The 10608-nt window shown below is 65.7% G+C and carries 6 protein-coding genes and 1 pseudogene; 3 read left to right on the top strand and 4 right to left on the bottom strand.

The genetic code is table 11. The features are described from left to right. Positions 1 to 220: 220 nt before the first annotated feature. Positions 221 to 2368 carry an NAD-dependent DNA ligase LigA gene (ligA, locus tag WA702_RS20890; RefSeq protein ID WP_425112448.1) on the top strand — a complete coding sequence of 716 codons (2148 nt, stop codon included), beginning with the start codon at positions 221 to 223 and terminating at the stop codon, positions 2366 to 2368. A 208-nt stretch (positions 2369 to 2576) separates the two neighbouring features. Here ligA and WA702_RS20885 read toward each other — a convergent pair whose 3' ends face one another. The 3 genes from WA702_RS20885 to WA702_RS20875 all read right to left on the bottom strand — a co-directional run bounded on the left by WA702_RS20885 (position 2577) and on the right by WA702_RS20875 (position 7458). Beyond that, positions 2577 to 3860 carry a multidrug effflux MFS transporter gene (locus WA702_RS20885; protein WP_425112447.1) on the bottom strand — a complete coding sequence of 428 codons (1284 nt, stop codon included), beginning with the start codon at positions 3858 to 3860 and terminating at the stop codon, positions 2577 to 2579. Between the two features lie 402 nt (positions 3861 to 4262). Further along, a complete protein-coding gene (locus WA702_RS20880) occupies positions 4263 to 6086 on the bottom strand; it encodes an aminopeptidase P family protein (protein ID WP_425112446.1) in 1824 nt (607 codons plus the stop codon). 475 nt (positions 6087 to 6561) lie between these two features. Further along, a complete protein-coding gene (locus WA702_RS20875) occupies positions 6562 to 7458 on the bottom strand; it encodes a 50S ribosomal protein L11 methyltransferase (RefSeq protein WP_425112445.1) in 897 nt (298 codons plus the stop codon). A 267-nt stretch (positions 7459 to 7725) separates the two neighbouring features. Between WA702_RS20875 and WA702_RS20870 the strand changes: the two genes are divergently transcribed. After that, positions 7726 to 7890, top strand: a complete 165-nt coding sequence (locus WA702_RS20870) for a Flp family type IVb pilin (RefSeq protein ID WP_425112444.1) — start codon at positions 7726 to 7728, stop codon at positions 7888 to 7890. Between the two features lie 242 nt (positions 7891 to 8132). On the opposite strand, the gene WA702_RS20865 is transcribed toward WA702_RS20870, so the two are convergent. Next, entirely contained in the window at positions 8133 to 9734 is a 1602-nt protein-coding gene (locus WA702_RS20865) for a phytoene desaturase family protein (RefSeq protein WP_425112443.1), read from the bottom strand. Between the two features lie 191 nt (positions 9735 to 9925). Here WA702_RS20865 and WA702_RS20860 point away from each other — a divergent pair. Then, a pseudogene (locus tag WA702_RS20860) lies at positions 9926 to 10608 on the top strand (class I SAM-dependent methyltransferase); the annotation flags it as partial.

Below are 10608 nucleotides of genomic sequence, written 5' to 3'. Positions count from 1 at the left end.
CTCCTGATCTCCAAGACGGCCCTCGACAAGGGCAGGCGCGTCGCCACCCGCGTCAACACGCTGGCCGTCGAGCACCGCCGCGAGGAGATCGCCCGCATGCTGGCCGGCGCCGAGATCACCGCCGAGGCCCGCGCTGCGGCGGACCGCTTGCTCAAGGCCGCGGCTTAGCCGCAGCTCGCCTCTCTTTCCTTCCGTGCCGCCTTCGTCGTATTCAACGCGTATGGCCAGAGCAGCAAAAGCAAAGAAGCAAGTCGAGGTTGCCGATCTCACCAAGGCGCAGGCCAAGGTGGAGTGGAAGCGTTTGGCGCTGGAACTCGAAGGGCACGATAAGCGCTACTACCAGGATGACGCGCCCAGCGTTTCTGACGCCGAATACGACGCGCTGCGCCAGCGCTTCAACGCGATCGAGACGCGCTTTCCCGAATTCGTCAGCCCGGATTCGCCATCGCAGAAGGTCGGCGCTGCGCCATCCGGCCGTTTCAGGAAGGTGCAGCACGCGGTGCCGATGCTGTCGCTCGACAACGCCTTTGCCGAGGAGGACGTGCGCGACTTCGCCGGCCGCATCGTGCGCTTCCTCAAGCTGCCCGACGACCGGATCGATTTCTCCGCCGAGCCCAAGATCGACGGTCTCTCGATGTCGCTGCGCTACGAAGGCGGCGAGCTTGTCACCGCGGCGACGCGCGGCGACGGCGCTGAAGGCGAGGACGTCACCGCCAACATCCGCACCCTCGCGGACGTGCCGCAAAAGCTCAGGGGGCGCAACATCCCTGATATCTGCGAGGTGCGCGGCGAGGTCTACATGACCAAGCGCGCGTTCCTGGCGCTGAACGAGCGACAGAAGGCCGACGGCGGCACGGTCTTCGCCAATCCGCGCAACTCGGCCGCGGGCTCGCTGCGCCAGAAGGATCCGTCGATCACGGCGTCGCGTCCGCTAGGTTTCTTCGCCTATGCCTGGGGCGAGATGAGCGCGATGCCGGCAGAGCGGCAGAGCGGCATGATCAAATGGTTCGAGCATTGCGGGTTCAAGACCAATCCGCTCACAAAACTCTGTTATTCCGTCGACGAGTTGCTCGCCTTCCATCACGCCATCGAAGAACAGCGCGCCGAGCTCGACTACGACATCGACGGCGTCGTCTACAAGGTCGATCGCATCGATTGGGAAGACCGCCTGGGCTTCGTGTCGCGTACGCCGCGCTGGGCCATCGCGCATAAATTCCCGGCCGAGCGCGCCATGACCGTGCTCAAGGACATCGAGATCCAGGTCGGCCGCACCGGCTCGTTCACGCCGGTCGGCAAGCTGGAGCCGGTCGGCGTCGGCGGCGTCATCGTGCAGAACGTCACCCTGCATAACGAGGACTACATCAAGGGCGTCGGCAGCAAGGGCGAGCAGTTGCGTGAGGGCCGCGACATCAGGATCGGCGATACCGTCGTGGTGCAGCGCGCCGGCGACGTGATCCCGCAGGTGGTCGATGTCATCGTCGACAAGCGGCCAAAGGACGCCAAGGAATATCGTTTCCCGAAGAAATGTCCGTGCCCGCTGCACACCGATGTGGTGCGCGAGGAGATCGCGACCGGCGAGGAGAGTTCGCGCGCGCGCTGCAGCGGCGAGTTCGCCTGTCCGTACCAGAAGATCCAGCATCTGCTGCTGTTCGTGTCCCGCCGCGCCTTCGACATCGACGGCCTCGGCGAGAAGCAGATCCAGTATTTTTTCGATGAGGGTTGGGTGAAGGAGCCCGCCGACATCTTCACGCTGCAGAAACGCAATGCAAAGCTGAAGCTCGAAGAGATCGAAGGTTACGGCGAGACTTCCGTACGCAATCTGTTCGGCGCCATCGAGGCGCGCCGCGAGATCGCATTGGAGCGCTTCATCTATGCGCTCGGCATGCGCCATGTCGGCGAGACCACGGCGCTGGCGCTGGCGCGCGGCTACGGCTCCTGGGATGCGTTCCACGAGGCCTGCCTGAAAGTCGCAGCGGGCGACGAGGAGGCGATCGCCGAGATGGATGCGCTCGACCAGATCGGCGACACCGTGATCAAGGCGATCGCGGCCTATTTCGCCGAGAGCCACAACCGCGGCATCGTCGAGCGGCTGACCAAAGAGGTCACCATCGTCGATGCGGCCCGGCCGAAAAGCAATTCCCCGATTGCCGGCAAGACCGTGGTGTTCACCGGCACGCTGGAGAAGATGACCCGCGACGAGGCCAAGGCCACCGCCGAGCGGCTCGGGGCGAAAGTCTCAGGCTCGGTGTCAGCGAAGACGAATTATGTCGTTGCCGGCCCCAAGGCGGGCTCGAAGCTCAAGGACGCGCAGAAGCACGGCGTGCAGGTCTTCACCGAGGACGAGTGGCTGAAGCTGATCGGGGAGTAGGGCCTGTACACTCTGCCTGCTCCGTCGTAGCCACACACTCTGATGCGGCTTCACACCCCCGCTTTCATCATCCGCGAAGGCGGATGATCCAGTATTCCATCATCAGTCGTTATAGAGCCGAGGGGCCGCGGCGTACTGGATCCCCGCCTCCGCGGGGATGACGACTGTTTGCGTGGTGATGACGAGGTCCGCAACGACGACGGCGTCCTCACATCACGCCCGCCTCATCCTCCTCCGCTTCCGCGATCATCGCCTTGCTCACCACTGTCTTTCGGCGCGGCACCAGGAAGATCATCGTCGAGACGCAGGCGAGGGACATCACGGCGATGGCCGACGTCAGCGGCAGCGTCGAGGCGAAATGCCCACCGAGCCAGGCGCCGAGCTGTGAGGTCAAGGCGCCGATTCCCATCTGCAGGAAGCCCATCGCGCCGGAGGCCGTGCCGGCCGCGCTCGGGTGGATGCTGAGCGCGCCGGCCGCGGAATTGGCCATCACCGCGGCGTTGGCGAACATCACCAGCATCTGGGTGCCAAATAGCACCGCTGGAATCTGGTTGAGCCCGTAGATGCTCCAGCCCAAATTGAGCAAGGCGCCGATCAGCTGCAGCGCCAGCCCGAACCAGATCAGGCGATCGAGGGACGTGCGCGGCGAGAAGCGCACGCAGAACAGATTGCCGACGAAATAGGCGAAGCCGGTGGTGGCGAACCACGCGCCGTATTCGGCCGAGGAGCGGTTCATCTGGATCTCGACGATGTAGGGCCCGCCGCCGGCAAAGGCGAAGATGATCTGCGAGGCCAGCACCTGGCACAGCGCGTAGCCGACGAAGGCGCGGCTCCGCACCAGCACCACGACGTCGCGGCGGAAGCTCGCGCCAGCAACGCGCGCAGCGCGGGTTTCCGGCAGCGCCACGGTGACGCCGATCGCCACCGCGACCGCAAGTGCGGCCACGACGTAGAAGATCGCGTGCCAACCGAGCGCAGTCTCGATCAGCCCGCCGGTCAAAGGCGACAGCAACTGCGCGATCATCATGACCGCGATGACCAGGCTGATCATGGCGCCGATGCGCTCGCGCGGATAGAGATCGCGGATGATGGCGCGGCTGATTACCATGCCGCTTGCGCCGCCGAGCGCCTGAAAGAAACGCGCGACGATCAGCTGCGGCAGGCTGTCGGCGTAAATGCAGCCGAAGCTCGCGATAACGGCAAGGCCGAGGCCGCCAAGCATCACCGGGCGTCGGCCGAAACGATCCGACAACGGCCCGAGCAGGATCTGCGAGCAGGCGATGCCGACCATGTAGAGCGAGACCGTCATCTGCACCACGGACGCGTCGGTGCCGAAGGTGGTGGCGAGCATCGGCAACGCCGGCACCAGCAGATAGAGCGAGATCGGCGCCAGCCCCGTCATCACGACGAGCAGGGTCAGCATGATGCGCGGATGGGCAACGCCGCGCTCGGTTGCAGCCTCGGGCGGCGGCGTGCGGATTATTCCGTGCATCTGCGGGCGCTCAAATCGTCTGCTGATGCGGCCGACTGTACCGACCTTGCGCGCCGCGAATACGCCTGTTTCGGCATGCGGCCATGCCGATTGTGGGACCGTTATAATAACACGTCGTTGGGCAGCTGCAGACGCTGCCGATAATGACGGCAGCTACAAGCTCGTCATTCCGGGGCGGCGCCCAGGGGGCGCGAACCCGGAATCTCGCAATTGGCTTGCGCGCCTTCTCACTTCGAGATTCCGGGTTCGAGGCCTTCGGCCTCGCCCCGGAATGACGGTGTGTGGTGACGTGCGAAGCCCGGATGAGCGAAGCGATATCCGGGATCGACGGGAGTTAGTCTCCCGGGTGTCGCTATCGCTCACCCGGGCTACGGAATGCGCGCGTCATCCAATAACCAAACGCTACAACGCCGCCGTCGCCTGATCGAGCCAGCGCTGGTCGGCCTCGTCGAGCGCGCCGCGCACGGCGGCCTTGACCCGCGCGTGGTAGGCATCGAGCCAGGCGCGCTCGTCGGCGCTCAGCATGGCGACATCGATCAGCCGGCGGTCGATCGGCGCCAGGGTCAGCGCCTCGAAACCGTTCATCGGCTTCGTGCTATCAGCGATCTCCTTCGCCACCACCAGTTCGAGATTCTCGATCCGGATGCCATAGGCGTCGGTCTTGTAGTAGCCGGGCTCGTTGGACAGGATCATGCCGCGCTTGAGCGGCGCGGTGCCGAGCTTGGAGATCCGCGCCGGCCCCTCATGCACCGACAGATAGCTGCCAACGCCGTGGCCGGTGCCGTGCTCGAAATCGAGGCCGACCTGCCAGAGGAACTGCCGTGCGAAAGAGTCGAGCTGCGCGCCGCTGGCGCCATCCGGAAATACCGCGCGCGCAATCGCGAGATGGCCGCGCAGCACGCGGGTGAAGCGGTCGCGCATCTCGTCGGTCGGTCGGCCGATCGCGATGGTGCGAGTGACGTCGGTGGTGCCGTCCTGATATTGCGCACCGGAATCGATCAGCAGCAGGTCGCCCGGCATGATGCGGCGATTGCTCTTGCGACTGACGCGATAATGCACGATGGCGCCGTTCGGCCCGGTGCCGGAGATGGTCGGGAACGACACGTCCTTCAGCGCGCCGGTGTCGCGGCGAAACGTCTCCAGCGCCTCGACGGCATCGATCTCGGTCAGCGTGCCCTTCGGCGCCTCGCGGTCGATGAAGGCGAGGAAGCGCGCCAGGGCCACCGCATCGCGCTGATGGGCACGCCGTGCCCCTTCGATCTCGGTCGCGTTCTTGGCCGCCTTCAGCAGGCTGACCGGATCGGCCGCCCGCACCGGCTTGCCGCCGGCATGCTGGATCAGCCGGGTCAGCGCGTCGGCAGCCGTCGCGCTATCGAGCCCGATCGCAGCGCCCGATTGCGCCAGGCTGGTCAGCCGCGCCGCCAGTGCGTCCGGCTCCGCGACCTCGGCGGACTGCTCGAGATGGTCGCGGGTCAGGTTTGTGAGCTTGCGATGGTCGATGAAGATGGTCGGCCGGCCGCTCTTCGGCACCAGCGCATAGGACAGCGGCAGCGGCGTGTGAGAGACGTCGGCGCCGCGGATATTGAAGCTCCAGGCGACGTTGTGGGAATCGGACAGCACCAGCGCCTCGACGCCGAGCCGCTCGATCTCCTGGCGGATGCGGCCGAGCTTGTCGGCCTCGCTTTCGCCGGACAGCTCGGGGCCATGGATCGAGACCGGCGCGATCGGCGGCTGCGGCCGCTCGGTCCAGACTGCGTCCAGCGGATTGCTGTCGACCGCGATCAGCTCCGCGCCGGCTTTGCCGCAGGCGGCTGCCAGCCGCTCGGCCGCCGCCGTCGTGTGCAGCCAGGGATCGAAGCCGATCCGGTCGCCGGCCTTGAGGTGCGCAGTCAACCAGCTCTCCGGCGGCGGCTCGACCAGCGACTGCACCGTCCAGGCCTTGGTATCGACCTGCTTCTCGGCCTGCAGCGTGTAGCGGCCGTCGACGAATACAGCGGCGTCCTGCGCCAGCACGATCGCCAGGCCAGCCGAGCCGGTAAAGCCGGTCAGCCACGCCAGCCGCTCATCGGATGGCGGCACATATTCGTTCTGCTGCTGGTCGGCGCGCGGCACCACAAAGCCGGTCAGCCGACGCCGTGTCAGCTCGTCGCGGAAAGCAGAAAGGCGCGCGGTGAGCGCAACGCCGGCTTCGGGGTCTTCGAATGTCTGGAAGTGTGCTTCGAACATCGTGCCGGTACTCTAGGAGCCACCGTCCGCATTCGCAATCCGCCCCTGCATGACGAGTGTGCGCAGCACAAAGATTCTCCTTGCATTCGGCAGTGCAAAACGTTTTGCTGTCTTACGCCGGTCATCTAACAGGATGCGGTGGGGAGACGTCGGGGCGTTATACCAAGGTCGAATGACCGGTTTGGTTTGGCGTTCGTTAGGAGTGCCTCAACTCGACGGCGAGGGGACGCACGATGCCTGCTTTTACCTTCGAAAAATTATCTGCCCCTGCGGAAGATGGACCGCCTGCAGCGCCGGCCGAGAAGCAACGCGGTGCGCTCGGTCAGCTTCTGCATCGTTTTTCCGGGGCGCGCGCCCGGCGCAGCCAGCCTATCCCGTCATCCGAGACGCCGAACTCCACGCCGTCCAAATAACTCCCCCGCATCGCCGACATCATCAAACTGAATAGCAGCGATCACGCAGGAGGCTGCGCGTGTCAGCCGGCGCGACGCAGCAGCAGGCCGCACCATCCCTCGATCCTGATGTGCTTCACCGGCACCAGCCCGCGCGCCCGATAGGCTGCGGTCACGCCGCGCGCCTGCGGCGTCAGCAACCCTGACAGGATGACGTGCGCCTTCGGCGCGAGGTGCTGCCGCATCGGCCCTGCAAGCTGCCGCAACGGATTGGCGAGGATGTTCGCCAATACCAGGTCGAACGGGCCGTCATGCGCGAAATCCGGAGCGGCAAAGCCGGTGGCGCTGATAATCCGCACCAGCGGGCCGACGCTATTGATTGCGGCGTTCTCGCGTGCAACCCGGACCGACGGCAGGTCGATGTCACTTGCCAGAAGCGGCCGGTGCAGCGCCTTGGCCGCGGCAATTCCCAGCACGCCGGTGCCGGTGCCGAGATCGAGCACGCGGCGTGGCCGGCGCGATTTCAGCACGTGGTCGAGCAGCAGCAGGCAGCCGCGCGTGGTGCCGTGATGGCCGGTGCCGAACGCCAGCGCCGCCTCGATCTCGATGCCGAGCTTGTTGGTGGGGACCCTGGCACGATCGTGGCTGCCATGCACGACGAAGCGGCCGGCCGGAACCGGCACCAGATCGTCCAAGCTGGCCTTGACCCAGTCCTTGGCCTCCACGAGGTCGAAACTGACGGCTTCGGCGACCGCAGGGCCCGCGGCGCCGCCGACGAGCTCGCGCACCAGTGCCTCATCAGGTGCGTCGGCGAAATGCACGGTCACGTCCCAGCGTCCGTCCGGACGTTCGAAAGCGGCCACTGCCGCATCGCCCTCGAAGAACACCTCGGTGAGGACGTCGACGGCCTGACGGGCCGTGATCTCGTCGGCGAGCGTGAAGCTCGCGCGGTGGGTCGCGGGAGTGAGCGTGGAGGTCATGGACAATCCGGATAGAGTTGCGGTGTGGTTAAGCCTTTTGCGCGTCAAGGCAAGGGTGCGGAACCGATTCCGGTCATCCGGCGGCAGCGGACTGCATCCGCCTGCGCCCGGCCTTCGACCGCTCAAAATCGAACAGCATTTTCGGTACAATATCGGACAAGTTGCCGTGCGCCCGTTTAATCAACTTTAGAGGTTGGAACAGTAAGTTCTCGCCGGAACCGGGGATTATCCGCCGGTCCAGGAAAAACGGGAAACGAGGCAAAGGCTATGAAGGCACTGGTCAAGAAGTTCGTGCGCGATGAATCGGGCGCCACCGCCATCGAGTACGGCCTGATCGCGGCCGGCATCTCGCTGGCGATCATCGCAGCCGTCAACGGACTTGGTACCACCCTCAGCGGCAAGTTCGATTCGATCAACAGTTCTCTGAAGTAATCGAAAATCATTTCTTTAAGGCGTTCTCAGCACTGGGCGTACGCGCCCGGTGCTTTTTTGTGCGCAAGCCCTGCAAGCGCCATGCACATCGGATTCACAGGCCGCGACAGCTTTGTCCACCGGTTATACCAACGCTCTCCATCGCTCTATCCCCAGCCGTTGAACAGCCTTTTCCGCCGGTAATCACAACCTTGTCCTCAGGCGATCCACGGCCTCTCCCCAGGCTTCTCCACACCCTGTCCTCAGGCGAATAGCGAGCGCCGATCTGACAAGATCGCCTGCGCCGCATTGTGGCCGGGGGCGCCGGTGACGCCGCCGCCGGGATGGCTGCCGGAGCCGCAATGGTAGAGGCCCCTCACGGGCGAGCGGTAATCGGCATGGCCGAGCATCGGCCGGGCCGAGAACAATTGATTCAGGGTCAGCGCGCCATGGAAGATATCGCCACCAAGCAGGCCGAACTGCCGTTCGAGGTCGAGCGGGGAGAGGACCTGCCGTCCTAATACGACCGAAGCGAAGCCCGGCGCGTAGCGATCGACCGTTGTGATCATGAGGTCGGCGACCTCCTCGCGATGATCGTCCCAGGAACGCCCGTCCGGCAGCTCGGGCGCGACGTGTTGGCAGAACAGGCTGGCGACGTGCTGGCCGGGCGGCGCCAGGCTGTCGTCGAGCGTGGAGGGGATCAGCAGCTCCACCACCGGCGCGCGGCTCCAGCCATGGGCGCGCGCATCGAGATATGCGCGGTCCATGTAGCCGAGATCGGGTGCGAGGATGATGCCGGCCGAAAGATGATCGCCCGCACCGGGCAGCGCGGTGAAGGAGGGCAGGGCGCTCAGTGCCACGTTCATGCGGAAGGTGCCGGAGCCGCAGCGCCAGTTCCTGATACGGGCGAGGAAGGCGGCCGGCAGGGCCTCTGACGGCACCAGGCGCGTATAGAGCAGCTTCGGGTTGACGTTGGCCACGACAGATTTGGCGCGGATACTGCGGCCATCTTCGAGCACCACGCCGACCGCGCGGTCGCGCTCCACGATCACTTCGCGCACCGGCGCATCGAGATCGATCTGCGCGCCGTGCTCGCGCGCGGCGTGCGCCAGCGCCTGTGTGATCGCGCCCATGCCGCCGATCGCGTGGCCCCACACGCCCTTCTTGCCATTCACCTCGCCGAAGGCGTGATGCAGCATCACATAGGCTGAGCCCGCGGCATAAGGGCTGGCATAATTGCCGACGATGGCATCGAAGCCGAACAGCGCCTTGACGAGATCGTTCTCGAACACGTCCTCCAGCATCTCGCCGGCCGAGCGCGTGAACAGATCGAGCAGGTCGCGCTGCTGCTCCAGCGACAGCGCGCGCAACCGATTGGCGCTGCCGAGCGCATTGAAGGCTTCGCGGATGGCGCCGGCACCAAAACTCTCGACCAGGTTCGGCGGCGCGCGCAGCACGAAATCCCGCAGCACATCGGCGATCGCCTCCAGCCGCTGCACGAACGGTCCCCACGCCGCGGCATCACGGGCGCTGAGCTTGGCCACCGAGGCCTGCGTGCGGCCTTCGCCGGTGAGGAGATAGCGGCCGTCCGGCGCGGGGAGGAAATTCTGCGCGCGCCGCTCGACGATTCTGAGCCCGTGATCGTGCAGCCCGAGGTCGGCGATGACGCGCGGATTGAGCAGGCTGACGGTGTAGGCGGCCACCGAGTTGCGGAATCCGGGGTGAAACTCCTCGGTGACGGCCGCGCCGCCGACCACCTGGCGCCGCTCGACCACATGCACACGCAGGCCGGCGCGCGCGAGGTAGGCCGCGCAGGTGAGGCCGTTGTGTCCGGCACCGATGATGACGACGTCAGTCTCGTTCATATGCGCTTCAAGATCAGTTGATTAATCTGCTGTCGCGCGGGATCGGGGACTCGTCAAGTGATCTTGCTGCCGCGTTTCCGTCCCAAGCCTTGACTGCCATGTCTTGACTGCCACGTCTTGACTGCCATGTCTTGCCCGCCACGCTGCCATATGGTCCTGTGGCCCTCTGGCGCACCTCTGCCGGAGCTCCCATGACCTCTGTCGCCTCGCCTGTCGCCATCGACCAGCCGTCCGCTGCCCGCAACGGGCTGGTTCTCGCGGTCTATACCGCCGCGATCTTCGTCAGCGCGCTGTTGCTGTTCTCGGTCGAGCCGCTGTTCACCAAGATGGTGCTGCCGCGGCTCGGCGGCTCGCCGGCGGTGTGGTCGGTGGCGATGGTGTTCTTCCAGGCACTGCTGCTCGCAGGCTACGCCTACGCACATCTTCTGATGCAGATCCGCAACCGCATCGTGGCGGTTGTGGTGCATCTGCTGCTGCTGGTCGCCGCCTTTCTGACGCTGCCGCTGGCGATCGCGAGCGGGTGGGGCGAGCCGCCGAGCTCGGGCAATGCGTTCTGGCTGCTCGGTCTGTTCGCGGTCTCGATCGGATTGCCGTTCTTCGCGCTCGCCGCCAACAATCCGCTGCTGCAGGCCTGGTTCGTGCGCACGGGGCATCCGGCGGCGCCCGATCCGTATTTCCTCTACGCGTCCTCCAACATCGGCAGCTTCCTGGCGCTGCTGTCCTATCCGTTCCTGATCGAGCCGCTGTTTACGCTGCACATGCAGAACCTGATCTGGACCGCCGGCTATGGCGTGCTGATCCTGCTGATCGCCGGCTGCGGCGTCCTGCTGTTGCGCTCGCCGGCACTCGCGCGGGCCGATGCGCAGACCGAGGC

This window comes from Bradyrhizobium sp. (assembly GCF_049798375.1).
Classification (GTDB): Bacteria; Pseudomonadota; Alphaproteobacteria; order Rhizobiales; family Xanthobacteraceae; genus Bradyrhizobium.
The sequence above is the reverse complement of the archived record's forward strand: the minus strand, read 5'-3'. Positions and strand labels throughout refer to the sequence as shown.

Excerpts from the sequence above, each read along its gene's own strand:
- ligA (WP_425112448.1), top strand. The coding sequence starts at position 221 with ATGGCCAGAGCAGCAAAAGCAAAGAAGCAAGTCGAGGTTGCCGATCTC.
- WA702_RS20885 (WP_425112447.1), bottom strand. The coding sequence starts at position 3,860 with ATGCACGGAATAATCCGCACGCCGCCGCCCGAGGCTGCAACCGAGCGC.
- WA702_RS20880 (WP_425112446.1), bottom strand. The coding sequence starts at position 6,086 with ATGTTCGAAGCACACTTCCAGACATTCGAAGACCCCGAAGCCGGCGTT.
- WA702_RS20875 (WP_425112445.1), bottom strand. The coding sequence starts at position 7,458 with ATGACCTCCACGCTCACTCCCGCGACCCACCGCGCGAGCTTCACGCTC.
- WA702_RS20870 (WP_425112444.1), top strand. The coding sequence starts at position 7,726 with ATGAAGGCACTGGTCAAGAAGTTCGTGCGCGATGAATCGGGCGCCACC.
- WA702_RS20865 (WP_425112443.1), bottom strand. The coding sequence starts at position 9,734 with ATGAACGAGACTGACGTCGTCATCATCGGTGCCGGACACAACGGCCTC.